This is a genomic window from Paenibacillus sp. 2003 (assembly GCF_031455635.1).
Lineage (GTDB): Bacteria > Bacillota > Bacilli > Paenibacillales > Paenibacillaceae > Paenibacillus > Paenibacillus amylolyticus_B.
On record NZ_JAVDTB010000001.1, the window covers coordinates 1,024,652 to 1,050,986 of the forward strand.

At 47.7% G+C, this 26,335-nt stretch carries 22 protein-coding genes; 14 read left to right on the plus strand and 8 right to left on the minus strand.

Annotated features, from left to right (window positions below; genetic code table 11):
• Positions 1–2: 2 nt before the first annotated feature.
• From hxlB to J2X75_RS04915, 11 genes are all read left to right on the plus strand, one after another.
• Positions 3–566 (plus strand): 6-phospho-3-hexuloisomerase, encoded by a 564-nt coding sequence (gene hxlB / locus J2X75_RS04865; protein ID WP_091016976.1) that lies wholly within the window; start codon positions 3–5, stop codon positions 564–566.
• A 267-nt stretch (positions 567–833) separates the two neighbouring features.
• Entirely contained in the window at positions 834–1,193 is a 360-nt protein-coding gene (locus J2X75_RS04870; protein ID WP_062833989.1) for a winged helix-turn-helix transcriptional regulator, read from the plus strand.
• Positions 1,194–1,691: 498 nt separating this feature from the next.
• A complete protein-coding gene (gene pepF, locus J2X75_RS04875) occupies positions 1,692–3,494 on the plus strand; it encodes an oligoendopeptidase F (RefSeq protein ID WP_310334643.1) in 1,803 nt (600 codons plus the stop codon).
• 111 nt (positions 3,495–3,605) lie between these two features.
• A complete protein-coding gene (locus J2X75_RS04880) occupies positions 3,606–4,121 on the plus strand; it encodes a DUF2500 family protein (RefSeq protein WP_310334644.1) in 516 nt (171 codons plus the stop codon).
• A gap of 235 nt (positions 4,122–4,356) precedes the next feature.
• Entirely contained in the window at positions 4,357–5,850 is a 1,494-nt protein-coding gene (locus J2X75_RS04885) for a rhamnulokinase (protein WP_310334645.1), read from the plus strand.
• A gap of 1 nt (position 5,851) precedes the next feature.
• On the plus strand, positions 5,852–6,613 hold the full coding sequence (locus J2X75_RS04890; protein WP_310334646.1) for a DeoR/GlpR family DNA-binding transcription regulator: 762 nt from the start codon (positions 5,852–5,854) through the stop codon (positions 6,611–6,613).
• 93 nt (positions 6,614–6,706) lie between these two features.
• On the plus strand, positions 6,707–7,435 hold the full coding sequence (locus J2X75_RS04895) for a (Fe-S)-binding protein (protein ID WP_017688927.1): 729 nt from the start codon (positions 6,707–6,709) through the stop codon (positions 7,433–7,435).
• Positions 7,432–8,949, plus strand: a complete 1,518-nt coding sequence (locus tag J2X75_RS04900) for a LutB/LldF family L-lactate oxidation iron-sulfur protein (RefSeq protein WP_310334649.1) — start codon at positions 7,432–7,434, stop codon at positions 8,947–8,949. Before J2X75_RS04895 ends, J2X75_RS04900 begins: the two co-directional genes overlap by 4 nt.
• On the plus strand, positions 8,939–9,664 hold the full coding sequence (locus J2X75_RS04905; RefSeq protein WP_310334650.1) for a LutC/YkgG family protein: 726 nt from the start codon (positions 8,939–8,941) through the stop codon (positions 9,662–9,664). Before J2X75_RS04900 ends, J2X75_RS04905 begins: the two co-directional genes overlap by 11 nt.
• Positions 9,665–9,880: 216 nt before the next feature.
• Complete coding sequence (locus J2X75_RS04910) at positions 9,881–10,435, plus strand: glutathione peroxidase (protein ID WP_310334651.1); 555 nt, start codon at positions 9,881–9,883, stop codon at positions 10,433–10,435.
• A gap of 300 nt (positions 10,436–10,735) precedes the next feature.
• Entirely contained in the window at positions 10,736–13,909 is a 3,174-nt protein-coding gene (locus tag J2X75_RS04915) for a bifunctional cytochrome P450/NADPH--P450 reductase (protein WP_310334653.1), read from the plus strand.
• Between the two features lie 199 nt (positions 13,910–14,108).
• Here J2X75_RS04915 and J2X75_RS04920 read toward each other — a convergent pair whose 3' ends face one another.
• Positions 14,109–14,531 carry a hypothetical protein gene (locus J2X75_RS04920; RefSeq protein WP_310334654.1) on the minus strand — a complete coding sequence of 141 codons (423 nt, stop codon included), beginning with the start codon at positions 14,529–14,531 and terminating at the stop codon, positions 14,109–14,111.
• Positions 14,532–14,655: 124 nt separating this feature from the next.
• Between J2X75_RS04920 and J2X75_RS04925 the strand changes: the two genes are divergently transcribed.
• Complete coding sequence (locus J2X75_RS04925) at positions 14,656–15,000, plus strand: hypothetical protein (protein WP_310334655.1); 345 nt, start codon at positions 14,656–14,658, stop codon at positions 14,998–15,000.
• A gap of 173 nt (positions 15,001–15,173) precedes the next feature.
• On the opposite strand, the gene J2X75_RS04930 is transcribed toward J2X75_RS04925, so the two are convergent.
• The 7 genes from J2X75_RS04930 to J2X75_RS04960 all read right to left on the minus strand — a co-directional run bounded on the left by J2X75_RS04930 (position 15,174) and on the right by J2X75_RS04960 (position 24,859).
• Complete coding sequence (locus tag J2X75_RS04930; RefSeq protein WP_310334656.1) at positions 15,174–16,829, minus strand: MGH1-like glycoside hydrolase domain-containing protein; 1,656 nt, start codon at positions 16,827–16,829, stop codon at positions 15,174–15,176.
• 29 nt (positions 16,830–16,858) lie between these two features.
• On the minus strand, positions 16,859–18,187 hold the full coding sequence (locus J2X75_RS04935; RefSeq protein WP_310334657.1) for an ABC transporter substrate-binding protein: 1,329 nt from the start codon (positions 18,185–18,187) through the stop codon (positions 16,859–16,861).
• Between the two features lie 38 nt (positions 18,188–18,225).
• Entirely contained in the window at positions 18,226–19,065 is an 840-nt protein-coding gene (locus tag J2X75_RS04940; RefSeq protein ID WP_091017729.1) for a carbohydrate ABC transporter permease, read from the minus strand.
• 5 nt (positions 19,066–19,070) lie between these two features.
• The gene (locus tag J2X75_RS04945) at positions 19,071–19,985 is read right to left on the minus strand and encodes a carbohydrate ABC transporter permease (protein ID WP_310336651.1); all 915 of its coding nucleotides are present in this window, start codon (positions 19,983–19,985) and stop codon (positions 19,071–19,073) included.
• Between the two features lie 116 nt (positions 19,986–20,101).
• Positions 20,102–21,658, minus strand: coding sequence for a response regulator (locus J2X75_RS04950; protein ID WP_310334658.1), 1,557 nt, complete (start codon positions 21,656–21,658; stop codon positions 20,102–20,104).
• The gene (locus J2X75_RS04955) at positions 21,633–23,450 is read right to left on the minus strand and encodes a sensor histidine kinase (RefSeq protein WP_310334659.1); all 1,818 of its coding nucleotides are present in this window, start codon (positions 23,448–23,450) and stop codon (positions 21,633–21,635) included. The genes J2X75_RS04950 and J2X75_RS04955 overlap by 26 nt, the downstream gene beginning before the upstream one ends.
• A 119-nt stretch (positions 23,451–23,569) precedes the next feature.
• Positions 23,570–24,859: a Gfo/Idh/MocA family oxidoreductase gene (locus J2X75_RS04960; protein WP_310334661.1), complete on the minus strand. Its 1,290-nt coding sequence runs from the start codon at positions 24,857–24,859 to the stop codon at positions 23,570–23,572.
• Positions 24,860–24,986: 127 nt separating this feature from the next.
• On the opposite strand from J2X75_RS04960, the gene J2X75_RS04965 reads away from it, so the two are divergent.
• Both J2X75_RS04965 and J2X75_RS04970 read left to right on the plus strand, forming a co-directional pair.
• Positions 24,987–25,889 carry an AraC family transcriptional regulator gene (locus tag J2X75_RS04965; RefSeq protein WP_310334663.1) on the plus strand — a complete coding sequence of 301 codons (903 nt, stop codon included), beginning with the start codon at positions 24,987–24,989 and terminating at the stop codon, positions 25,887–25,889.
• Positions 25,886–26,332 carry a RidA family protein gene (locus tag J2X75_RS04970; RefSeq protein WP_310334664.1) on the plus strand — a complete coding sequence of 149 codons (447 nt, stop codon included), beginning with the start codon at positions 25,886–25,888 and terminating at the stop codon, positions 26,330–26,332. Before J2X75_RS04965 ends, J2X75_RS04970 begins: the two co-directional genes overlap by 4 nt.
• Positions 26,333–26,335 lie beyond the last annotated feature (3 nt).

Sequence of the window (26,335 nt, forward strand, 5' to 3'; positions counted from 1 at the left end):
AGATGAGCAAAACACAATACGCAGCGGACATCTTGAAGGAGCTGGAACGTACGTTAAGCCAGATCGATGATGCTGAAATGCAAGCGATGGCTGAACACATTCTGGCTGCGGAACAGATTTTTGTAGCAGGAGCAGGCCGGTCAGGACTTATGGGAAAGGCTTTTGCCATGAGACTGATGCAGATGGGGCTTCGTGTATATGTGGTGGGCGAGACCGTTACACCCGGGATCAGCTCGAAGGATTTCCTCTTGCTGTGCTCTGGCTCAGGAGAGACAGGCAGTCTCGCAGCTATGGCTAAGAAGGCTAGTCAAGCAGGAGCACCTGTCGGCCTGATTACGATTAAGCCAGAGTCCACGATCGGTCAATTGGCAACTACGGTAGTACGCCTTCCGGCTTCAGCCAAAGAGGACACAGCGACTTCCGGAGCGGAAGTAACCATCCAGCCAATGGGCTCGCTGTTTGAACAGGGACTGTTAATCGGCATGGATGCTCTCATCCTTACGATGATGGAAATGAAGGGTATGACCGGAGCGGATATGTTTGGCCGCCACGCGAACCTGGAATAGTGAATAGATGAAAGACCGGAATCCTTTGATCATGAAGGGTTCTGGTCTTTTCTGCGATACATAATCATTCATCTGTATAGGTTTTATCCGTGATTTACAGTTAATCTTTGCATCCCGACCAGGCTGTAGTAGAATTAATAGATAGCTGTATCGAATGAATGTACTTATTACATCATGCATGGAGCGGAAAGCTTCCCTCGTGTGAAGTGTCCCCGTGATATGTGTAATATACGCGATATAAGATTGAAGATGAGGGGGCTCGGAGCCATGGCAGCCGAAGTCAAGGAACGGATTAACCTGAAAGAAATCAACTGTGAGAAGGAATTGACCCTTGCGGTGATTGGTGGCAAATGGAAACTGATTATTTTGTGGCATTTGGGTCTGGAAGGCACCAAACGTTTCAGTGAGCTGAAACGCCTAATCCCTCATATTACCCAGAAGATGCTGACCAACCAGCTTCGTGAGCTGGAGGAAGACAAGTTGATTGAGCGCAAGGTGTATGCAGAGGTACCTCCTCGGGTGGAATATACGTTGACAGATCACGGCCAGAGCCTGATGCCTGTGCTGCACGCAATGTATAACTGGGGTAAAAATTACGGTGAAAATGTAATCTGGAAAGAAAGCTAAATAGTAAGATTTACAATGAACCGCCGGAAAATGGATACTTCCATAACCAGCGGTTTTTTAGTTACTTTCAAATTTGGTCACATGATCAATAGTTTACTCCAAACGCAGCGGGCAGAAATAGACTTAAGAAGCGGAGCTAAAAGCTTTCCGGAAGAAAGCTACATTGTAAGCATGCCCTTCGCCTTTTTTCGGGATGAACCTTTTATATAGATTGAACTAAACATTCACACGAGAACGTAGAGGACAGAAAGAACCTGAAGAAGCGGAGCGTTCGCCTTTATCACCGGATTTTCACCTTTATAAAATTGAATCAAAAAATTAGGGGATAACAGCGATCGGAAGGTTGTTCTGTCATCGGAGTGGTAAGTGTGAATATTCTTTAGTCCAATCTATACTCTCCTGAACCAAAAGTCTCATTATTTGCAAATGTCATGTATACATAAACCGATTATGATACGATGAGAGATATTGGAAATGCAAGGAGGATGACAACTAAAGATGGAAAAAATACGTACACGTGCTGAGGTAAATCCGGAAACTACTTGGGATCTGAAAGACTTGTTTGTAACCGATGTAGAGTGGGAGCAGGAGCTTCGATCACTTCCACTGGCTGCTGCCCAGATCGAAACGTTCAAAGGACGTCTTGGCGAAGGCGCTGAACAATTGCTGGCTTGTCTGGATGCGCGTGAAGCTTTGCAGGAGCGTATCGGCAAGACGGCTTCTTATGCTCGACTGAAGCAGTCAGAGGACAGCACCAATCCGGTCAATATTGAGAATTCAGCCAAGGCAGGAGATATCCTATCAAATCTGTCGTCATCCTTGTCTTTTGTTAATTCGGAGATCGTTGATCTGCCGGAGGGAACCGTTGAACGTTACCTTGCAGAACTTCCGGGATTGGAGCCGTATGCGCGGAGTTTGGAGCGTTTGATTCGAGAAAAAGCACATCGGCTTACCCCAGAGACCGAGAAGGTACTCGCTTCACTAGGAGAGGTACTGGATTCGCCATACCGTATCTATCTGCGCGGTAAACTGGCAGACATGACGTTTGACGATGCTCTCGATGGAGAAGACAATAATCGGCCACTGTCCTGGTCATTCTATGAAAATAATTATGAGATGTCATCTGATACCAAGCTGCGCCGTTCTGCTTATGCTGCGTTCAGCTCGACATTAAATGATTACAAAAATACGTTTGCAGAAGGTTATGCAACCGAAGTGAAGAAACAGGTTGTTTTATCCAGGCTGCGTGGTTACGACGATGTTACAGATATGCTTCTCAGCCCACAACAAGTGAGCAAAGAGATGTACAATAATATTCTGGATATTATCCAGCAGGAACTCGCACCTCATATGCGCAGACTGGCGGCTCTCAAGAAACGTGAGCTGGGTCTGGACAAGCTGATGTTCTGTGATCTGAAGGCTCCGCTTGATCCAGAATTTAGTCCCGCCATTACATATGATGAGGCGTGCACACTCATCCGAGAAGCACTTGATGTGCTTGGGCCAGAGTATGGCGAGATCGTAGAGCGCGCATTCAGTGAACGCTGGGTGGATTACGCAGATAATGCAGGCAAATCCACAGGGGCATTTTGTTCCTCTATATATGGTTCACACTCCTATATCTTGATCTCATGGGCGAACAATATGCGCGGAGCATTTACACTTGCCCATGAAGTGGGACATGCAGGCCACTTCATGCTTGCGGGACGTTACCAACGGCTCACAAATACAAGACCATCACTTTATTTCATTGAGGCACCATCGACCATGAATGAAATGCTGCTGGCAGATCATCTATTGAAGCGTTCCGATAATCCGAGAATGCGTCGTTGGGTCATTTTGCAACTGTTGAATACGTATTACCATAACTTCGTTACGCATCTACTGGAAGGTGAATTACAGCGCAGGGTGTATGCACGCGCAACCAAAGATGAGCCCATTACGGCGAAGACGTTAAGTCAGCTCAAAGGAGACATCCTTTCCGAATTCTGGGGACCTGATCTGGTAATTGATGAAGGGGCCAAACTCACGTGGATGAGACAACCTCATTATTATATGGGACTATATCCATATACCTATGCGGCAGGTTTGACGGCTTCCACCGCGGCAGCACAGAAGATTCGGGAAGAAGGACAGCCTGCGGTAGATCGCTGGCTTGATGCACTCAAAGCTGGTGGAAGTCTCACTCCACAGGAGTTAATGAAGCTTGCGGGTGTGGATATGTCCGGACCTGAGCCAATTCGTTCTGCGGTTGCTTATGTCGGTAGTCTGGTCGACGAACTTGAACGTCTGTATTCCTGATCTGGTTCATATAGTATACGGACAAGGCAGAACGGGTTGTCTGCATGCACCGCCTTCCTTGCGTGGGGGGCGGTGCATCTTATTTTTGCAAGGGGAAAGGAACGATGATGAATGGCGTTAACGAGCGTGTCCTCATCGATGGGCCAATTAAGCGTGGACGGCTTTGGTGTGTTTGACGACATGAGTGGAGTACCGGGTTTTGAAGGCAATCAGGGTGGTTTTTTTTCGGGATTGAATGAGTTTGGTGCCATGGGTGCGTTTGTTTCCATTTTTATTGGTGCCGTATTTCTTATTGTTGCGGGTGTGATTGTATATGCCATCATCTCAGGGGTACGCACGTGGTCATCGAATAACGCAGCGGCATTGTTAACCCTGCATTCAACGGTGGTGGCGAAACGAACAGAAGTATCAGGTGGCAGCGGGGATAGCAGTGCGACTACCCGGTATTATGTTACATTTGAATTCGACAATGGGGAGCGCATTGAACTGATCGTTGGCGGAAACCATTATGGCATGCTGGTGGAAAATGATCGGGGGATGCTGACGTATCAGGGTACGAGGTTTAAGCATTTTGAGAGAGATGTACAGCCCCAGTCGGGAGTAAACAAAGGTCAATTTTATACGTAAAAAAAGAACTGCGGCTCCTCCCAAGTGGGAGAGAGTCGTTTTTGGTATACCCAAAAGAAAGAAAAACCGAAGGGTATTCAAACGCTTACATTGGTGATATACTCGTAAAATAAAGTAAAACAGTATTAAACAAAAGAAAACAAACAATAAATACAGAATAAAGTACAGGGTCACGGACTGAATCAAGTGATACCGTTTGGAAAATAGGATTGGTTCGAAAGGTTGGTGAAGCGCGGTGAGTGTGCTGGCTTATGATTTGGGCGCTGGGAGCGGGAGAGCGCTACTAGGACATCTGAATGATCGTGGGATCGAAACGAGCGAAATTCATCGGTTCAAGAATGAACCGGTGAAGGTTGGCGAGCGGATGCACTGGGATATTCTGCGATTACATCATGAATTGTTGCAAGGGCTTACCTTTGTGAAACAGCAAGGAGAAAAGCCAGAGAGTCTGGGGATCGATTCCTGGGGCGTTGATTTTGGTCTGCTTGGCAGTAATGGTGAGCTTCTGGGTAACCCGTATCATTACCGTGATACACAGTTTAACGGCATCATGGATCAGGTACGCCAAGAACTGAGCTCCCAGCGAATCTTCGAACGTACAGGGATTCAGTTTCTTAGCTTTAATACCCTGTATCAGTTGGCAACCCTTCAACGTAGCGGTTCTCCGCTTCTTCATGAAGCAGAGCGGTTTCTCATGATTCCGGATTTGCTTCGATATTTTCTGACGGGAGAAGCCGTGAATGAGTTCACCAATGCAACGACAACACAAATATATAATCCATCGGAGGGTCAATGGGACGGTGAGTTGCTGAAGCATATTCGCATTTCGGAGAAACTCTTTGGTGAAGTGGTGATGCCAGGCACCCGTGTTGGACAGTTGCGCAGCAGCATCTGTAACGACCTTGGTCTTTCTCCTATACCTGTGATCGCAGTAGCGGAGCATGATACGGGTTCAGCCGTTGTGGCTGTTCCTGCAACGGAACGTTCATTTGCTTACCTGAGCTGTGGAACCTGGTCCCTGATGGGGACGGAGATAGATCATCCTGCGATTAGTGCCGAGAGTCTGGCTTTGAACTTCACGAATGAAGGCGGGGCGGGCGGAACATTCCGTCTGCTGAAGAACATTATGGGCTTATGGATTTTGCAGGAAAGCATGCGGGAGTGGGACCGCCAAGGGCAGGGAATTAGCTATGATGCGTTATTAGCAAAGGCTGAACAGGCACCTCCATTTGCCAGTTTGTTTGATCCGGATGATGAACTGTTTATGCCAGCAGGAGATATGACGACGCGTATACGTCAGTATTGCCGTGATACAGGGCAGGTGATACCAGAGAATCAGGGGGCTATTGCCCGGGCAATTCTGGAGAGTCTGGCATTGAAGTATAGGAGAGTCCTGGAATGGACGGAACAATTATCGGGACAGACGTTCAACGGATTGCATATGGTCGGAGGAGGTATCCAGAACCGCCTGTTATGTCAGTGGACTGCAAATTCCATTGGCAAGCCGGTATGGGCAGGTCCGGCAGAGGGAAGTGCCATCGGGAATATGGCCGTGCAATGGATGGCGAGTGGAGCTTTTAAAGATATCTGGGAGGCCCGTAAGGCCATTCGAGATTCATTTCCGGTAACTACGTATGAGCCGCAAGACAGGTCAATCTGGGAAGATGCTTACGGCAGATTTCTGCGTGTGACGGCTTCATCTAATTCACAAGCGGGGAGTGAGGTGTAACATGCTGGCAGCCGAGCGGTATGACCGAATTGTGGAGATGGTGAATGTAAAGGGCAGTATGCGTGTATCCGAGCTTAGTGAGCGCTGCCGGGTGACGGAGGAAACCATCCGGCGTGACCTGGATCGGCTGGAACAGGCAGGACGACTACGCCGATCTCACGGTGGTGCAGTGAGTGTGAAGGAAGATCAACCGGAGATCCCTTACCGGATCAGGGAGACAACCCATGCGGAAGAGAAAAAGCGGATTGCACAAGCCGCTCTGGCGATGATTAATCCGGGTGATCGCATTCTGTTGGATGCGAGCACAACGGCAGGTTATATGGCAGCGAACATGCCGGATTTCCCGCTGACGGTTTTAACCAACTCGATTCAAATCGCCACTGAACTCAGCAGCCGTGACAAGGTTGAGGTCATCTCAACAGGGGGCCAGTTGGCATCTCGCTCGTTGTCTTTTGTTGGGCCGCTCGCGGAGCGTTCTCTGGAAACGTATCACGTGGATAAAATGTTCATGTCGTGCAAAGGTGTACATCTCGAAGGTGGCGGAATCAGTGAATCCAATGAACTCCAGGCAAGGCTGAAGCAGAAGATGGTTGGCATATCCGATCAAGTCATCTTACTTGCAGATGCCAGTAAATTTGGTGTCCGTGCTTTTGCCCGGGTATCCGGGTTAAATGCAGTCCATACGATCGTTACCGATCAGCCATTGGAGGCTGAACAGACAGAACGTTTGAGCGAATACGACATAGGGATTATTACGGTTTAAACAGCGATCGGAAGGTTATTCTGTCATCGGAGTGTTCAGTGTAAATATTCTTTAGTTATTCATCTACTAATCAGTTAATAGGAGCGTGTAATTATGAAGGTCTCCTTATTCATTACCTGCCTCAGCGATGCCATCTATCCCCGAGTGGGGGAAGCCATGGTCAGATTGCTCGCCGCTCATGGCGTTCGGCTGGATTTTCCACCGGTTCAGACCTGCTGCGGTCAGCCTTCCTACAATAGCGGGTACTGGGATGAGACTCGGGTAGCGGCCAAAACGATTCTTGAAGCATTTGACGACAGTGATTTTGTGGTATGTCCTTCCGGATCGTGTACGTATATGATTCATCATTATCCCGAACTGTTCGCGGATGAACCGGTGTGGCTGGAGAAGGCAAAACGATTGGAAGCGAAAGCCTATGAGTTTACTCAATTCCTCGTTCAGGTACTCGGGATAACCGATCTGGGCGCACATTTTCCACACAAAGTAACCTATCATCCATCCTGCCACGGCAGTCGTCTGCTGGGTGTAAAGGATGAGCCGATGGCATTACTATCCCAAGTAAAGGGACTGGAATTGGTCCCCCTGCCGTTTGCTGAGGATTGCTGCGGGTTTGGGGGTACCTTTGCCATTAAAATGTCCGATATTTCGGGAGCGATGGTGACGGAGAAAGTTGATCATGTCAAAGAGACACAAGCTGAAGTGCTGGTTGGTCTGGACATGGCCTGTCTGATGAATATCGCAGGTAATCTGCGTTATCGGAATGAACCGGTGCGTGTGATGCATCTGGCGGAACTACTGTATGAGGGGGTGCGAACAGGATGAGCCAACCGGGAGTTATGGATACTACGGTCAAAGAACGTGCCGGACTGGCCTTGAATGATGATTTTCTGCGTAAAGCGGTCAAATTCACGACAGAACGATTGCGTAACGGAAAGAAGTCTGCCTCAGAAGAACATGGAAATTGGGATGAATGGCGGGAGCGTGGCCGTCAGATTCGTCTGCATACGATTGCGTATCTGGATTATTATCTGAATGAATTTGTGAATAACGCTCGTGCGAATGGGGTTCATATTCATTTTGCAGATACATCGGTGGAAGCAGCGGCCATTGCGCTGGATATTGCGGCGCACAAGCAGGCTTCTACGGTGGTGAAGTCCAAATCGATGGTGTCGGAGGAAGTACATCTGAATCATGTGCTGGAGTCGGCGGGCATTGAAGCCATCGAGACCGACCTGGGTGAATACATCATACAGTTGGCAGGCGAGGCCCCATCTCATATTGTGATTCCAGCCATCCATAAGAACCGCTATCAGATTGCAGAGTTGTTATCAAAGGAAGCGGGTGAAATTCTGGAGCCGGACACCACGGTACTTGCTGGATTTGTTCGCAAAAAGCTGCGCGAGAAGTTCCTCGAAGCAGATATAGGCATGACCGGCTGCAATTTTGCGATTGCAGAGACAGGTTCCATGGTTTTGTTCGAAAATGAAGGCAATGCCCGTATGGTATCCACTGTTCCAAAAACGCAGATTACACTGATGGGCATGGAGCGGATCATCCCCTCGTGGACGGATCTGGAGGTCATGGCAACCTTGTTGCCACGCTCCGCAACAGGTCAGAAACTAACGATGTACATGTCAGGCATCACAGGTCCTCGCCGCACAACGGATGGAGATGGACCCGATGAAATGCACATTATTATCGTGGACAACGGTCGATCCTTACAGCTCGGTGATCCTGAATTCCAAGAATTGCTGAATTGTATTCGCTGTGGTGCTTGTCTGAATGCTTGCCCGGTATATCGCCATATTGGGGGCCATGCCTATGGTGGCACCTATAGTGGTCCGATTGGTGCGGTACTGACACCTGCACTCAATGGCAATATTGATGAATGGAATGATATTGCGGGTGCTTCGAGTCTGTGTGGAGCCTGTTACGAAGCATGTCCAGTTAAAATACCGCTACATGATATGCTTGTTTATCTACGCAGGCGTAAAGTGGAAGACGGTCATGGAAACAAAATGGAGAGCATGGGCATGAAGGGTTTTGCTGCCGTTGTATCCAATTCCAAACGCTTCAGTGCGGCCATACGTCTGGGACAGATCGGGCAGAAGGCAGTTGTGCGTAACAACGGCATTACTCTCAAGTTGGGTCCACTCAAAGGCTGGAACAATTATCGGGTTGCCCCAAGTCTCGCCAAGAAATCCTTCCGGCAACAATGGAACAAGCTGGATCAGGAACTGAACCAGGAGCAACCGGCCATGGATTCTTCCGTTCGCAGTCGCATGGAGCAGATTATTCGTGAACGAGAAGAAGGGGAGGGTAAGCATGGTCACTGAACATCAGCAATGGCTCGCACAATTGGAGAAGAAGTCCATGGAGAAACAGGAGCAGTTCATGAATGACATTGCTTCGAAATTGAGAAGACCAAGGCAACGCCAAGCGCCAACCCAACCCTTTCGGGGAGCACCCGACTTTTGGACTGAATTGGAATGGGATGAAGAGAAGCGTATTCAAGCATTTACTGATAACTTTGTAAGTGTAGGCGCCCACATTGCCCGGGTTCAGAACATGGAAGAAGTATCTCAATTTATAGCCAACAAATCTCATGAGCTGAGTGCCAAATATATCATTCGTCAAAATGAACAGGCGCTAAAGGATCTCGGATTGGAAGAGCAGTTAACGGATGTGCAGATCTCAGTCTGGAATAGTCAGGCGGATGAGAACTGGAGGGCTCGTGCAGCTGAGGCTGATATCGGTGTGGTCATGGCGGATTATGCGACAGCATACACAGGCTCGGTTACTGTACTTTCTTCACCGGAAAAAGGTCGCTCGGTTAGTCTGTTGCCTACGGTACTCATCATCATTATTCCAGTGGATCGACTGTACACCAGACTGGGTGAGACGCTGGATCGATTTGACGAAGCGGGAAGAGAGAATCTTCCGGCAGGTATCCACTTTATTTCAGGGCCAAGCCGCTCTTCCGATATTGAAAATGATTTAACCATTGGCGTACACGGACCAGGGATTGTATATGGTTTAATCATGGGTTAACGGTGTGCTAAGCGTGATGTCAAATCATGATTTTAATAACTGTCCAAGATGCAGTATTTGAATGCTGAGGGCAGTTTTTTATTCGGTCTACTATAGTTAAAAGCTATTAAAATTATATTAATTATATATTTCACCTATTAATATGGTGGGTGTATAATTCTTCTCAAAGAGAGAATTGATGTGAGATACAAAAGTGAAAGAGGAGGATGAATACAGATGAGTATATTTTCTTACCAAGTTCCGTTTATGGAGGGACACAAGGGTGATTTTTCTGCTTATAAAGGGAAGGTTCTGCTTATTGTGAATACAGCAAGTCGGTGCAGCTACTCCCGGCAATTCAGTGAACTTCAGCAGATGTATGAGAAATATGGTGATCAGGGGCTGGAGATTCTGGCGTTCCCTTGTAATCAGTTTAACGACAAAGAACCTGGCAGTAGCTTTGAGATTGCCGAGTATTGCAGGAGTCAGTTTCAGATCTCCTTTCCGATCCTCGAGAAGGTTGAGGTCGTTGGGCAATTCATGCATCCTTTGTTCCGTTATCTGATTGAAGAAGCGCCATTTCAAGGTTATGATCTGGACACGAAGGAAGGACAGTGGATGGACACCTTTGTGAAGGAGAAGCATCCAGAATTGTATCAAGGGGACGGGATCAAATGGAATTTCACCAAATTCCTGATTGACCGCAGTGGGAACGTCCATGGCCGTTATGAAACGACAGTTGCTCCATTAGAGATGGAGTCGGCTATTCAGTTTCTGTTAAAGAAATCATAAGTATATACCTTAATCCCTGTCCTGAGGTCCTATGACTTTGGGACTGTTGAAGATTGGAACTGGAAATGTTAGGGTAAAAGAAGATAACGAAGTCCTCCATTTTTTTTAATCAAAAATGACCAATATACCATCTCAGTCAGTTAGTTCTTTGTTGGTTTTATCGTTATCTGGATGAAATATGAAAATGTGCAAAAAATAACTTGAATCTGTTGATCTGAAGAGCAAGTGTATCGCGTCTGTAAATCAAGTCATTATTTTGTAGTTGTAGAACTCTTAACATGGAAAGAAGGAGTGAGTGTCATGCCACCAATTTCAGTGCCTCAACCGAAAACATTTGGCCCACTGGGCAATTTGCCGCAATTGAACTTTGAAGAGCCGGTGCAGTCACTGGTGAAACTGGCTGAAGAATATGGACCGATCTTTCGTATGGAGTACCCCGGGCGAAGTGAATTGTATATTTCCGGTCACAAACTGGTCGCCGAGGTAACGGATGAATCCAAATTCGACAAACGTGTGTGGGCACCCCTTGCGAAGGTTCGTGCTTTTGCAGGAGATGGGCTATTTACGAGTTGGACCGAGGAGCCGAATTGGAAAAAAGCCCATAACGTACTGCTGCCAAGTTTCAGTCAACGTGCCATGCAGGGATATCACAACAAAATGATTGATCTGGCTGTGCAGCTGGTTCAGAAATGGTCACGATTGAACCCGGATGAGACGGTTAACGTTCCGGATGATATGACACGTCTTACGCTCGACACGATTGGACTCTGTGGGTTCAACTATCGGTTTAACAGCTTCTACCGGGAAGAACCACATCCATTCATTACGAGCATGGTTCGTGCGTTGGATGAATCCATGAGTTCATTGCAGCGACTGCGTCTGCAAGACAAGCTGATGATCACCAAAAAGAAACAGTTTGAACAGGATATCCGTTCCATGTTCTCTTTGGTGGATCACATTATTGCCGAGCGTAAAGAGAAACCGCAGGAAGGCGCAGATGATCTGTTGTCCCACATGCTCAGCGGCAAGGACCCGGAGACAGGAGAAACGCTGGATGATGAGAACATCCGTTATCAGATTATTACATTCCTGATTGCTGGACATGAGACCACAAGTGGACTGTTATCCTTCGCCGTTTATTATCTGATGAAGAATCCGGATACGCTGGCTAAAGCCCAAGCTGAGGTGGATCAGATTCTGAAAGATCCGGTTCCCACGTACAACCAGGTTCGCAATCTGAAGTACGTCCGCATGGTTTTGAACGAAGCATTGCGGTTATGGCCGACGGCCCCGGCATTTTCTCTGTATGCAAAAGAGGACACGGTACTTGCGGGTCAATATCCTTTGCAAAAAGGAGACAGCGTCAGTGTACTTATTCCCAAGCTGCATCGCGACCGCGAAGCCTGGGGAGACGACGTAGAGGAATTCCGTCCGGAACGGTTCGAAGATCCGAGCAAAGTGCCGCATGATGCCTATAAACCTTTTGGTAACGGCCAACGGGCCTGCATTGGTCAGCAGTTTGCACTTCAGGAAGCAACGCTGGTACTGGGCATGGTGCTGAAGCATTTTGACTTCATCGATCATTCTGATTATCAGTTAAAGGTGAAAGAAACGCTGACGCTCAAACCGGATAACTTCACAATTCGTGTACGTGCGCGTGGGGGGCAGCCAGTCATGGCCGTTCCAGGTGTAGCGGTCGAAGAACCGAAGCCGGTTGCCAAAAGAACGGAGCCGGATGCAGCGAATGCCCACCACACACCGATGCTTGTTCTGTACGGTTCCAATCTGGGTACAGCCGAAGGCATTGCACGTGAAATTGCGGATACCGCCAGATACCAGGGTTTCCGCAGTGAGGTCGCTGCGCTGGATGATCGTGTTGGCAAACTGCCAAAGGATGGTGCCGTCATTATTGTCAGTGCATCCTATAACGGTCAGCCGCCAAGTAATGCCAAGATGTTTGTCGAGTGGATTGAACACGCCGATGCCAATGAATTCAAAGGGGTGCGTTTCGCCGTTCTTGGATGCGGTGACCACAACTGGGCCAGCACCTATCAGCGTATTCCGCGTCTAATCGATGAACAGTTATCTTCCAGAGGAGCAGAGCGGTTATCACCGCTGGGTGAGTCAGATGCTAGCGGAGATTTCGAGAAACAGGTGGGGGATTGGACAGAGCAATTATGGCCTGATCTCGCACGAACAATGGGACTGAAGCTAAACACAAGCTCCAATAGCGAACGCAGTTCACTATCTGTACAGTTTGTCAGTGGGCTCGCCGTAACACCGCTTGCGGATACGTATGATGCTCATGTGGCAGAAGTGCTCGAGAACAGGGAGCTTCACGACGCGGGCAGTGAACGCAGCACACGTCACCTGGAGATCAAATTGCCTGAAGGCATAACCTACAAGGAAGGGGATCACCTGGGCATTCTGCCGCAGAATCCACCGGAACTTGTGGAACGTGTACTTCGTCGATACGGGTTTACCGGAACGGAGCATCTCGTTCTGGATGCATCCGGTCGGAGTGCCGCACATCTACCATTGCATCAACCGGTTAACCTGTATGATCTGCTCAGTCATAGCGTCGAGCTTCAGGAGGCGGCAACTCGTGCGCAGTTGAGAGAAATGGCAGCATACACCGTATGTCCACCGCATAAGAAGGAACTTGAAGCGCTGCTTGATGAATCTGTGTATATGGATGAAGTGCGGAATAAACGGATCTCCATGCTGGATTATCTGGTGAAATATGAGGCATGTGAACTGCCGTTTGAGCGTTTCCTTGAATTACTGCCTTCATTAAAAGCCAGATATTATTCGATCTCCAGTTCACCGCGTGTGCAACCCGATCAAGCGAGTATTACGGTCAGTGTTGTGCGTGCCCCGGCATGGAGTGGACAGGGAGAATACAGAGGTATTGCGTCCAACTATCTGGCTAACCTGAAGTCGGGTGACGAGATCGTGATGTTCACGCGGACACCGGAATCCGGGTTTCAACTGCCGGAGGATACACAGGTTCCCGTCATCATGGTAGGCCCGGGTACAGGTGTTGCTCCATTCCGAGGTTTCTTGCAGGCAAGGCATGTATTGAAGGAACAAGGTCAAGAGGTTGGCGAAGCCCACCTGTACTTTGGGTGCCGGAATCCCGAGCATGATTATCTGTACAAAAATGAATTGGAAGCAGCCCAGCAAGAAGGTCTTGTGAAGCTTCATACGGCCTTCTCCCGTGTAGACGGGGAGGAGAAATGTTATGTACAGCATCTGATGAGAGACGATGCTCAGCATCTGATTCCTTTGTTTGAAGAGGGTGCGCATCTGTATATCTGCGGTGATGGCAGCAAGATGGCACCAGATGTGGAAGCTACACTCCAGCAGGCATACGCTGATATTCATGGCAAGTCCGCGAAGGAAGCAGAAGATTGGCTCAATCAGCTTCAGCAGGAAGGTCGTTATGCCAAGGATGTATGGACAGGCATCTGATATACACATGTAAAGGGGCAGCTTGATCCGTAACTGGCTGAGCGGTGAGATACAGAAGCAGTTCTGTTCTCACCGCTTTTTGACATAAAATGATTCTTCAGCAGATGAGTGGTTGCATGGGTTATAATTATATATTGGAAGGGAGCACCCGTATGCAGACATTTGGGAACCATTGTATGGCTTGCGAAAAGAACCAGCTTTACTTCCGGGTACACGGCCGTTTCAGTTTTTTTCTTCCGGCGGTTGGCCGATAGATCGACTCGATGCTGGAAAGAGGAAATAAAATACGGGAAGGGACTCTGCCTTTTCCCTGAAGTTCAAGATAATCCAGTCCCACGCCCACAAGTCTGATATTGTTAAATGCATTCCTGGAAGGGAAAGTCGTGCGGATTCCCACTCTGACGCCTCGCCGCGTTCGAGGAATATCAAATACCCGAATGGAGTTCAGACTGAGAGGAATGAATAACTGACGGTTTACTTTGATAAACTGCCTTGGATAGACACGACGAATACGTCCCGGTTCCAACCCGGAGAGTGGAGTATTCAGTTCTGCAAGGTGCCCCTGGAGTTCTGCCAGGCGATGCTGAAGTGTTTTTCCAGTATGGAGATGCTGCCAGCTCATAAGTATTCCTCCGTTCGCCATTTGTACCTAGTATATGAAGGAACGGGGTAGGAAGGTGTACGTTTGATAGCCCATGTTCGTTACGGCTAACGGGGTTTCATTTTATAATAGAGGAGTGATTCAAATGATCGTAGAGATGTATAAAGACCTCATTCAGGATGAGCGTGGCAATTATTATCTGGCAGTACAGATGGATGGCAATGAGCTTACGCTCGTTAATGCATTCGTTGAAGCGGCATTCACACCTGAACTGATCTACAATGAAGAGTTCCGTGCCAAGCATAAGGAGATGGAGGGCGGGTTTGTAGGCAAAATAGCGATGGACCTGCTTCGCCATGATGTGGTTATGGGTATGAAGCTAATCGACCGCAAACTGTTGAACCTGTCAGATGTTGAGCAGCAGTTCACGGTAAATTATATTGATACGATTGAATTTTATCGTCACCCGGCGTGGAACCGGAAGGTGTAAGGCGAAACTCATCTCCTCTGTAACCAGAGAGAGAATGATTTCCGCAGTGGCAGTCAATTTCTATCTTGTGTCCTTATGAATAAGAAATAAAGAGATGTAAACGCGCAAAAGGGAAAAGCGCAAGTGCAGGGGAAGTAAACCTCTGCAACTTGCGCTTTTTTGCATACAAACAATTAACGATAGGTAGGATGGATGATGCCAATATCGCGTTCAGTTTTCAAACTTCCATCAGCGTAACGCTGCATTTCATTTCCTTTGATTCGAATTGGGATGCACTCTCCTTGATAGAAGATCTCCCCCTCGACAGTGCGAACGGTCATTCCGATGACTGCCTCCAGATGTCCACTATGATCCGTTACAAGCCGAATCCCTGATGGGCCGTCCAGATGAACATTGCCCTCCATATATACCGTCATTCGATCCGGGGTGTTCACCAATTCATATCCTATTCCGTTGACTTTTCGGCTATAAGCCGTGTTGCCAGATACGACCTCGCCATGATCCATATCGATAGGGAGCAGACCGGTAAACCAGAGCTGATTCGATCCAACAGGCATAATTCCACATAATCGCTCCACATAATCGAGCAGACAAAGGATAGTAGGGGAGTAAGTCTCGGTAAAACCTTGTTCTCCGGTCCATGGGCTTAGTACCTGACCAAATCGCTTATCTTTGGATAGAGCGGACAAGATTGGCTGCATTACCCAGGTTAGCTCCACATATCGATGATGATACTCGAATGCGTGTGGTGCCCGGATTAGACTCAGGAAATTGGATGCCCCTCCCCAGCTGTTATAGGAGGAAAAGGGATCAAATCTGGGATCATCCATTGAAATCGATGTAAACGGGTATTTAGCGAAAAACTTACTTGTATTCAACAGGTACCGCCGTAGTAGGTTATCGAACAATTCACGGTCGCCCACCTCGCAGGCCATTACGCGGAGCAACACATCAGATTGGACTCTGACCAATTCGTCATTGCGATCCCGATCATAGAAGAACATATCCTGTTCGTTGTAACAATAACGAAATAGACTTTCCAGGCTGGACTCGGCTTTGCCTTTCCAATCCGTTCCCGACTCCCCCAACTCCTCAGCCATGCGGGACAGATACATGCGCTGACAATAGATATTGGCAGTCAGATCCGGTGCCAGAAAAGGCAGAATCGGAGAATCCGGGTGGTAGGCAGAAGCATCATTCATATAAGGTGTATCCGGAACATGCCAGAATCGGGGGGATAAGTCATGTCCAGTGTCAAACGTACTGAAAGCTTCTACACAGCCGGTCCCTCGGGTATTACGGTTTCGTGCAATCCATTCATCGTAACGAACCATAGCCTTGTACATGGTGCTCAGGAAAGGTGACTGCTTGCCATGATTGTCATGAAGCTGATAGTGGTTCCATACACTGCGTGCCAGTGGAGTGACCAACTGGATTTGCCGGAAAGAGGGTCCGTTTGCCGTGAGTTTATACGGGAGCAATCCATCTTCTCTTTGCTGCTTGGCAAATGCGAGGTACGTTGTTTCGGACACGGAAGGAAGCAGGCGAGACAGCAGCTCCGCATTGATGGTCCCTGTACTCTCTAACCAACATCCCAGATAGATGCCACCTTCTTGTAAAATAGGATCGCTGTCTCCCATGGGCAGGATGCAAGCAAGCAATTTTTCCACTGCCGCACAATACGTAGCTTCCATTCGTCCGCCCGATGCTGCAAACCGGACACCCGACGCATGCCATTCCTGTAATAACTGCTGATCTTCCAGTTTAACTGGCTGAACTTGATCCATAATCGAAATGTTGCGCAGCCGATTTAATATCTCTTCTGTCATATGTTCCTCCTCACAGTGTTTGTTTCTGGTTATTGATTCGATTCAAAAATACGAACGGTCCCGTTATAGAAGTCGGAGACAGCTTGCTCTACACTTTTTCGTCCAAATCCGATCTCTTGATTTGTCGTCTGAGCTAACTTGGAGAACTCTGCAAATCCCGGAGGATTGTAACTCACCTCAAAAGGTTCAGTCTTCGTAGCTTCAGAGACAAGATTTGTATAGTTATAGACAATCTCCTCCACAGGACCAGCGCCTTCCTGAAGAAGATTTCGGTTGGCTTCCGTAACGGGCACGCCACGGTCATTACCGAGGATTTTGGCTGCTTCAGGATCATGAATCCAGAAATTCATTAATGTTGCCACTTCCTTCGGATGTTTGGTATTTGCGTAACCTGATAATCCCTGACTGGATTCAAATACAACACCCGTTCCTTTAGGCCCCCGTGGTACAGGGAGTAACACCAGAGGATCTTCCGTCAAGCTCTGGAATGCAGCAAGTTGGTTGGATGGTAGTAGAGTCATGGCTGCTTTGCCTGTGATCAACAGGGATTTACTGGTATCATCATGCGGGTTGGATACCTGCAATTCCGGTGTGACTACACCGCCGGATGCCGAAGTCTTTTCCCAATACTGGAACCATTCCAGAATGTCTTCCTTGGCGAATCCGAGTGTGCCATTTTTCATGTCATACAGTTGTTTACCCCGTTGTTTTAAATAAATATCCATCCCATCGACGGTGAAATTGTACGTCCCATAGAAGCCGTCTCCGAGCTTGTCGGACAACTCTTTGCTGATGGCGGCATAGTCCGCCCAGTCCCAATTGGAAGCTGGCAAAGGCACGCCGGCTTTCTCAAAGAGTGCCTTGTTAACAATAATTCCTCGTGCGTTTGCACCGGCAGAAATATGTTGCAGCTTCCCGTCGAGACGTCCGTATTCGATCATGGTTTCATCCATACCATCCAGATTCAGTTCGTTTCCGACATACGGGTCCAGGTTAAGGAGGACATCTTTTTTGGCATAATCAACGACATTTCCACCGAGGAAAAAGATATCCGGTGCTGTACCTGATGCCAGCTGGGTATTCAGCTTGTCGAAATATCCGGAGGAAGGTGCAAATTCTCCTGAAATTTTAATATCCGGATGTTTCGCCTGAAAGATCTTCAGGGCTTCATTCGTAATATCTGCCCGTTTCTGGTCACCCCACCACATGATGCGAAGTTCGACCTGTCCGCCCTCGGTAGTTCCATTATCATTACCATTGCCTGCATTATCATTAGCCCCTGTATGGTCTGTTCCAGAGCAAGCTGTTACGAATAACAAAAGTGTAGTGATCATACCAATCATGAAACGTTTGAACATGATAAATCCCCCTGTCTAATGATATGAGAAGTGTGTTGTTACTTCAGACCTGTTGTTGCAATGCCCTCAAGGAAATATCGTTGAAACAGTAAAAAGATGATGGTCACGGGAAGCAGTGACAGGGTGGACATGGCGAGTAATGCGCCCCAATCGGATTGTCCTGACGGATCGAAGAGAGAGCGAATGCCCAGCTGCACGGTGAACAGATCAATTTTGCTCAGATAGATCATCTGGCTGAAAAAGTCATCCCAGCTCCACAGGAAGGTGAAGATCGCTGTTGTAATCAGTGCTGGAACGAGCAGAGGCACTACGATTCGGAAAAAGATCTGTGATTGCCCGCAACCGTCAATGGTTGCACTCTCGTCCAGTTCCCGCGGTATACCGCGTATGAATTGAACCATGAGCAAAATGAAGAAGGAATCCTGCGCGAGCCACTTGGGCAGAATCAGCGGGAAATACGTATTAATCCATTGAAGCTCATTATAGAGAATGTACTGGGGCACCAGAGTAACATGGTAAGGCAACATAATCGTGATCAACATCATGCTGAACCACAGGCCTTTGAATCTGAACTTCAATCTGGAGAAGGCAAAGGCTGCAAGGGAACAGGAGATCACATTACCCAGCACACTCATGACCGAGATCAGAACGGAGTTGCCGAAGAAACGGCCAAAGGAGATGCCCTGCAGACCTTTCCAGCCATTAATATAGTGCTCCAGCGTGAAACTGGTTGGAAATAGACTACCGCTGGTGAAAATGAGATGGTTCGGTTTAAACGAACTGAGAATCAACCATAGTACTGGATATAACATCAGCAGACCGAAGAGTATAATGGCGGCATGCCTCCCGGCCTGAACCAGTTGTCGTTTGATTGGCATATGCATTACCTCCCCTCCTGATTGTCCCCGTAGAACACCCAAAATCGGGATGTAACAAAGACGATTGCGGTGAATACCCCGATAATGACCAACATGATCCAAGCCAGAGCCGAAGCATAACCCATATCAAAGAACGAGAAACCTTTCAGATACAGATACAAGGTATAGAACATTGTTGCGTCGAGTGGACCCCCGCGGCCATCTCCGATCACGTAAGCGGGTGTAAACGCCTGGAATGAATTGATCATGCTCATGATCAGGTTAAAAAAGATAACGGGGGAGAGCATGGGCAGTGTAATTCCGAAAAATTGACGTATCTTTCCCGCTCCATCGACATCGGACGCTTCATATAAGTCTGCCGGGATCTGTTTCAGGCCCGCAAGAAAGATGACCATGGCAGACCCGAATTGCCACACGGATAGTGTGATGATGGTATAGACCACATAATCCGGATGCGCAATCCAGGATGGACCTGAGATACCAAACCAGCTTAAAAACTGGTTGACCAGTCCATTCCCCTCAAAAAGTTGCCGCCAGACGATTGCAATCGCGACGCTGCCGCCCAAGAGGGAAGGGATGTAATATACAGTCCGGTAGATGCCAAGGGCTCGAACTCCTTTGTTCAGCGCCATTGCCACCAGTAGAGCAAAGGCAAGCCTTAGAGGAACGGATAAAAAGACATAATAAAATGTCAGCCCCAGGGACCTGCGAAAGGTATCGTCCTCGGTAAAGATGTGAACATAGTTGCTAAGTCCGGTCCAAGTCGGTGATGACAGCAGATTGAATTTGGTCATGGATAAGTATAGGGACGCAATCATCGGTCCCAGTGTCAGACAGAAGAGTCCGATCAGCCAGGGCAGAAGAAACAAGTAGGCTGTGGTATTCTGCTGACCGTATAAGGGTTTGGTCTGTTTTTTCATCATGTGCCTCCCTTCTGAATCGATAAAATTCATGGTTACCAACTGTGAATCCGCTTACAACATGCGGCGTTCTCTTGGTAACCACATCATACCGGGGAAGGGGAGAAGCTTGAATCTTATTTCTTCGGATAATGGCTATTGATTTTTTCGGAATGCTGCAAGCGATAGTCTGAAGGACTCATGTTGAACATTCTTTTGAATTTCGAACTGAAATAACTTGGCGAACTGAAACCGGTCAGCTCAGTAATATCCCATACGGTTAATTGAGTATCCTTCAGCAGTTGCAAGGCATGATTCATCCGAACGCCCGTCACATATTGAACAAAAGAGGTACCTGCCCCTTCCTTAAACAATTCGGAGAAATAGGTAGGGTAATAGTTGAATCGTTCAGCGAGTAACGTCAACGTTAGCTCCTGCATATAGTTCTCCTCGATATATCGCTTGGCTAAGTCTATAACCGTCCCATCCCCATCTTCTGAAGGAAGTTGTCGACTCAGGAAGTCTTGAGCCCATCGCATTAATAAGCGTTCTGCTTGATCTGGCGTCTTAAGCCACAGTGTCCATTCCGGGGCCATAGGAAAATCCATCAACAATGAAATTTGAAAAATGCTTTGTGTCATTCTGGAAGGAGAAAGCTGGAATGCCTCGTGAAGTTCCTTGCGGATGATGCTGCGGAAGGAGTCCAGTTCCCCTCGAATGAGGCAACGATGCAGCGTGCGTGTCGTTTCTTCAGGCAGTAATGGACTATAGTCTGTTCCTGCCTGAGGGTTCAGCCCGCTGACAGCCCGTTCAGCTGAATTCCATGCCAAAAGGGAATGGATATAACCTTCTTTCCAGTGCTCAAGTCCGGATACAGAAAGTCCCACCCCAATCTTGAGTTCCATGGAAAAAACGGATGCCGTATGTTCCGTGAGCTGTTGGATGAATTCATGCTGCATACCATCTTGTACTATGAAATGCATGATCCCTGCGTGTGCCGAATCATGAAAAACCTGGACAATGTCTGAATCAGACTGGGCGATTTCATAACATACCATCTCGAAAGGAAGATGCATCTGCTCGGGTAATCGATCTTTTCGAATATCCGGCTTGTCCGAGTGACTTATACCGGCGGTGATGAAACAGACCTTCTGATCCTGCCATGATTCGAGATGGAACAATCGGAGTCGTTCTGGCATGGAGGAAGGCGGTAGGCGATTGCCTTTGACGAGATCAAGAAGGAAACGTTCCTTCATTTCCCGGTAATACTGAGAGAGTCGCCATTGCAGCAATTCGGAGTCGCCTCGAACTTTACGTTGTTCATCCAGATCCGCTTTGATTTTGCCTAATGTGGCTTTCAATTCATCCCGGGTTACAGGTTTCAGTAAATAATCCATCACCTGGCTGCGGACCCCCGCTCTGGCATATTGAAAATCCTCATAACCCGTGATAATGATAATCTGAATGGAAGGGTTATAACTGCGGCAGACATCCAATAGTCTGATGCCATCCATGACAGGCATATTCATATCGGTAATCAGCAAGTCAAAATGTTCAGATTTCAAAAGTTCATCCGCTTCGATCCCGTTAGAGGCTTCCCCTGTTATGACAAAGCCCATGCCGTGCCAATCGACTTTCAATTTTAATCCTTCGCGAACTTCGATCTCGTCATCTGCGATTAATACGTTGTACATCATATTCCTCCTGTACGGGTAGAATCAGTTCAATACATGCGCCTCCGTTTTCAACGTTCTCCATGTGGACCGTGAACAAGCCACCATAATGCAGACGGCAACGAGCAATAACATTGCCCAGTCCAATATGCCAGCCTTCATTATGCAATATGGATTCCAATGAGGAGGGAGCAACCGGATGTTGCAACTTTTGGATGATTTCTGCTGGAATACCCGGTCCGTTGTCTGAAACGCTGATGTGCAGACGATCATAGATCCGGTTGATCCGTATTTGTACCTGAGCTGTCGTCTGATGCTGGAAGCTGTATTTCACTGCATTTTCAATAAGTGGTTGAAGAATAAACTTGATGATGACCATGGACTTCAGTGTGCCTTCTAACGTTACCGAAATGTCGAGCTTATGACCGAAACGAGTCTGCAAAATGGAGATATAACGCTGCACATAATCCAGCTCTTCGGTTAGGGGAACACGGTCGTCATTGGTGTTGATAGAAAAGCGCATCATTTTACCCAAATCCTCAATGACCTGAACCGTATCATCCGTTCGGCGCTGAATGGCAAGACTGCTTACCAGCTCCAGAGTATTAAACATAAAATGTGGATTAATCTGTATGAGAAGTGCCTTGTACTCTGCTTGCTGGCGAAGCAGTTTCAGTTCAAATTCATTCTGGATATGCTGCCGCAGCTGACTGATCATATAACGGAAAGTGAAGATTACATAACTGATCTCACTCTTTACATTTTTATCTGGAGGCAGAAGTGAATCCGCTTGGTCAAAAGCCCCTCGTTGAACCTGTCTCATCGCCAGTACCAGTCTGGTCAAAGGTTTGGTTACGCCGTGGGATAACCATGCAGCAGCCAAGAGGGAGACCAGAATCAGGGCAATCGTTACCACCACAATTGTGCTTTGGAGCTTATGGAGAGAGAGGTACATTTCCTTTTCCGGTGCCAGACCCGCCAACATCCAGCCGGTACGTCCCAGTTTCTTGAATACAAGGATGTCTCGCTGTCCTTCATGGTTTGTGAGATATGTGACTCCGGCTTTGAGCGGGCTATTACGAATACGATCGATCTCTGCGGTAGCTACAGCACCCAACGTGTCTACCTGCTGTGAGAGAATAGGATTTCCTTGCTCTCCCAGCAGAAAAATAGTGCTATTCTCCGCAAGATGTATGCGACGGAGCGGTTCTAGAAAATAGGATTCACTGACATTCACCTTCATGACACTCTGTGCTGTAGCATGATGAAAGGTGCCAATGGGCATCAGCAGACTGACCACCGGGTTACCATGATCTCTGACACGTTCATGTTGATCGGTGTGTGCAGGTAACCAGCGTTCCCCCAACGTGTAGAAATTTGTATACCAGGATTCTTGTACAAAGGCAGGTTCATATGTTACCTGATTCTCGCTGCCAATTCGCAGTCCATTCCGTCGATAGATGGATACATCCGAGATACTGGTGTAACTGTTGGTTGCCTGAGTGAGGAAACGACTCATCGCAAGGTTGGCCAGCATCTTTTCTCCTTCGGGAAGATTCGGATCACCGATCGCGTTATCCCAGTTTTTGCCCATATCACTATTGAAAACAAGAGAGGCGGCATCATAGATCTGCATCTGCACCATATCTACGTATGAACCGTACTCCTCCATTTTCTCAAGAGCAGAGGGTTCGATGTAAGAGCGAATGACCGTGCGTGATTCCTTGAAGAGCAGGTAGGAGAGTGTGCCAAAAGCGAGGACAAACAGGACAACGATAAAGGCAATCAGGCGGTTTTTTAAAGAGAAGAACATGGATTTCCTCCTTCTACCGAGTCAACTTGCGTGCAGAGTAATTATAAAAATATAAAAAAGACTGCGTGATATGCGCAGCCTTGAAATGAAATTAATAATGTAGTGCAGATCTGGGAGACTTAGAAACGAACCAAATTATTGACGTTGACTGGCAAACCCGTGGCCATGGCGCGATTGGCCGCAATGCCCGTCAGAATGGATCTTGCACCGTCCACGTGATTAGCTGCGCGATGGAACGGATCTTCTACAGGCTCTCCGAACAGATCATTCAGCAGCACCGGGTCACCACCGCCGTGTCCACCTGCTTTCTCCTCCACTTCAACTTCATATGGCGCACCGAACATCGGAAGGACCCGCAACGTTTTACCGATCAGAGCACCTTCCTTACTTTTGTCACCCAATGAATTGACATAGGATTGCTCCACAATGTTCATCTCAATCCGGCCTTTGGTGCCGTTAATGGCAATACGGTAACCTTCCCATGGCTGATAGGCAACGAGGGAGTACGTCAGAATGGCTTTGCTCCGATACTTCACAAGCACACCCATCGTATCCTCAATGTTGATACCATCCCCAAATACGCTCTGATCCCGCTGATAACCATCTTCTGATTCGGCATCCAGATACATGGACTTCATATGAGCATCCGAATCCAAATGCAGTGCAAAAGGATCTTCCTTCGCGATCGGGTTACCGGTTGCTCGATTGTAGAACTGCGTTACACCGCGTTCTTCTGCGTTTTCTCTGCCGTAATACATCAGATCACCAAATGCAAACACGGTATCCGGTTGCGAACCAATCCAGAAATTCACCAAATCGAAGTGATGGGTGGATTTGTGAACGAGCAGTCCGCCGCTATTACGCTTGTCCCGATGCCAACGGCGGAAATAATCTGCCCCGTGGCGGGTATTCAGCAGCCATTCAAAGTGAACGGAAGTGACTTTCCCGATGGTATCATTCAGAATAAGTTCCCGAATCTTAGTATGGTGCGGTGCATAACGGTAGTTAAAGGTGACCCTTACATTCTGGCCAGTTCGCTTGACAGCATCCAGAATCTCCTGACATTTCTCCTCATCGATGGTCATCGGTTTTTCGGTGACAACGTCACAACCCAGTTCCATCGCACGAATGATATACTTGTGATGGGTACGGTCAACGCTCGTTACGATGACATAGTCAGGCTTCTCCTTCTCAATCATCTGATCAAACTGATCTGCAGGATAAGTAGGTACCTCGGGATAATTGTACTTTTCTTTCAACAGTTGATTTGCGTAATTCATACGGACTTGATTTATATCACAAAAGCCGACAAGCTCGGATGTATCCCTGTAATCCCGGGTTAAAGCACCATAAAAAAATTCGGCGCGGCCGCCGGTTCCGACTAATACATAACGTTTCTTGTTACTCATGTCTATCGCCTCCTTGAATATAGCTCTAGACTATAACAAGGGAGTACTTCTTTCGCCGCATTTTATGCGTAACCGCTTTCAAATGCCGCATATTTTGCTATAATTTATGGAAAGGAGAGAGGGCGCCATGACAGAACCTTTCAGTGCGGATTTTCATGATCCCACGGATTTACTGCACATCGAATATGATCGTCGCATTGGATATTTCTCGATGACGGATGACCATCTGCATGATCATTATGAGTTGTATTACCTGTTGTCTGGCGAGCGTATCTATTTTATCAAGGACCGGACTTATCGGGTAAAGGCTGGCGATCTGGTGTTTGTTGATCGAAATACGGTTCATAAAACATTGGAGAGTGGCATGCCTGACCATGAACGAATGGTGCTGTATTTGAAGCCTGAGCTTTTTGCAGCCATAGCTATTTCCGCGGAGTTAGTTGAAGGCTTAAAGGAACCCTTCTGCTGGGACATTCCTATTGTAAGGTTTCCATCTCAAGTCACGGAGGTTTTGGGGCGGATGGTTAGCGAAATGGTGGATGAAATGCTTTGTCCTCAACCTGGAAGCAACCTGTTGCTCCGTCACCGGGCTATTGAATTGTTGCTGCATGCCTATCGTAATCAACACCTGGGCAGGTTAAGCTCCGATGATCGTGAGCCGGTTCTTCATCCCAAGACACAGGCAGTTGTACGTTACCTGAATGAGAACTATCAGAAACCACTGACATTACCGGAGGTGGCGGGCATGTTTCGCATTAGTCCGCATTATCTGAGTAGATTGTTCAAACAAACGACGGGGTTTACTTTCAGTGATTATCTGAATCTATTACGGGTGAAGGAAGCACAGCGTTTGCTGCGGGAAAGTGAAGAATCCATTACGGACATCGCTTGGCTTGCGGGGTTCAGTAACTTCTCTCATTTTGGCAAGATGTTCAAACGTACCGTTCAGGTATCACCAAGAGTCTATAGGCAGGAATATAAGGAATCAGGTTCCGTGAGGACCATAAAAGAGGGAGAGAATATACGATGATTGAAGCGAGATTAAATGAACTGGGGATCATTTTACCACAGGCCAGTGCGCCCGCAGCGAAGTATGCTAATGCCGTTATTGTGAATGGAATCATGTATGTATCCGGGAAAGGACCGGATACCTCTGAACGCGGCAAACTGGGATCAGACTTCACAACAGAACAGGGATATGATTTTGCCCGGAATGCCGGACTGGAGGTGCTCGCTGTCGTTCGAGATGTGCTGGGTTCACTGGATCGGGTGAAGAGAGTGGTTAAAGTGCAAGGCTTCATCAATGCGTCCGCTTCGTATCAGGAACATCATAAAGTGCTAAATGGATTCTCGGATCTGATGATAGAGGTATTTGGGGATCAGGGGGCACATGCTCGTTCAGTATTCGGTGCAGTGTCCGTGAGAGATAATTTGCCGCTGATCATTGATTCTATATTTCAGGTAGAGGAGTAGGTA

Excerpts from the sequence above, each read along its gene's own strand:
- hxlB (WP_091016976.1), top strand. The coding sequence starts at position 3 with ATGAGCAAAACACAATACGCAGCGGACATCTTGAAGGAGCTGGAACGT.
- J2X75_RS04870 (WP_062833989.1), top strand. The coding sequence starts at position 834 with ATGGCAGCCGAAGTCAAGGAACGGATTAACCTGAAAGAAATCAACTGT.
- pepF (WP_310334643.1), top strand. The coding sequence starts at position 1,692 with ATGGAAAAAATACGTACACGTGCTGAGGTAAATCCGGAAACTACTTGG.
- J2X75_RS04880 (WP_310334644.1), top strand. The coding sequence starts at position 3,606 with ATGGCGTTAACGAGCGTGTCCTCATCGATGGGCCAATTAAGCGTGGAC.
- J2X75_RS04890 (WP_310334646.1), top strand. The coding sequence starts at position 5,852 with ATGCTGGCAGCCGAGCGGTATGACCGAATTGTGGAGATGGTGAATGTA.
- J2X75_RS04895 (WP_017688927.1), top strand. The coding sequence starts at position 6,707 with ATGAAGGTCTCCTTATTCATTACCTGCCTCAGCGATGCCATCTATCCC.
- J2X75_RS04900 (WP_310334649.1), top strand. The coding sequence starts at position 7,432 with ATGAGCCAACCGGGAGTTATGGATACTACGGTCAAAGAACGTGCCGGA.
- J2X75_RS04905 (WP_310334650.1), top strand. The coding sequence starts at position 8,939 with ATGGTCACTGAACATCAGCAATGGCTCGCACAATTGGAGAAGAAGTCC.
- J2X75_RS04910 (WP_310334651.1), top strand. The coding sequence starts at position 9,881 with ATGAGTATATTTTCTTACCAAGTTCCGTTTATGGAGGGACACAAGGGT.
- J2X75_RS04915 (WP_310334653.1), top strand. The coding sequence starts at position 10,736 with ATGCCACCAATTTCAGTGCCTCAACCGAAAACATTTGGCCCACTGGGC.
- J2X75_RS04920 (WP_310334654.1), bottom strand. The coding sequence starts at position 14,531 with ATGAGCTGGCAGCATCTCCATACTGGAAAAACACTTCAGCATCGCCTG.
- J2X75_RS04925 (WP_310334655.1), top strand. The coding sequence starts at position 14,656 with ATGATCGTAGAGATGTATAAAGACCTCATTCAGGATGAGCGTGGCAAT.
- J2X75_RS04930 (WP_310334656.1), bottom strand. The coding sequence starts at position 16,829 with ATGACAGAAGAGATATTAAATCGGCTGCGCAACATTTCGATTATGGAT.
- J2X75_RS04935 (WP_310334657.1), bottom strand. The coding sequence starts at position 18,187 with ATGTTCAAACGTTTCATGATTGGTATGATCACTACACTTTTGTTATTC.
- J2X75_RS04940 (WP_091017729.1), bottom strand. The coding sequence starts at position 19,065 with ATGCCAATCAAACGACAACTGGTTCAGGCCGGGAGGCATGCCGCCATT.
- J2X75_RS04945 (WP_310336651.1), bottom strand. The coding sequence starts at position 19,985 with ATGAAAAAACAGACCAAACCCTTATACGGTCAGCAGAATACCACAGCC.
- J2X75_RS04950 (WP_310334658.1), bottom strand. The coding sequence starts at position 21,658 with ATGTACAACGTATTAATCGCAGATGACGAGATCGAAGTTCGCGAAGGA.
- J2X75_RS04955 (WP_310334659.1), bottom strand. The coding sequence starts at position 23,450 with ATGTTCTTCTCTTTAAAAAACCGCCTGATTGCCTTTATCGTTGTCCTG.
- J2X75_RS04960 (WP_310334661.1), bottom strand. The coding sequence starts at position 24,859 with ATGAGTAACAAGAAACGTTATGTATTAGTCGGAACCGGCGGCCGCGCC.
- J2X75_RS04965 (WP_310334663.1), top strand. The coding sequence starts at position 24,987 with ATGACAGAACCTTTCAGTGCGGATTTTCATGATCCCACGGATTTACTG.
- J2X75_RS04970 (WP_310334664.1), top strand. The coding sequence starts at position 25,886 with ATGATTGAAGCGAGATTAAATGAACTGGGGATCATTTTACCACAGGCC.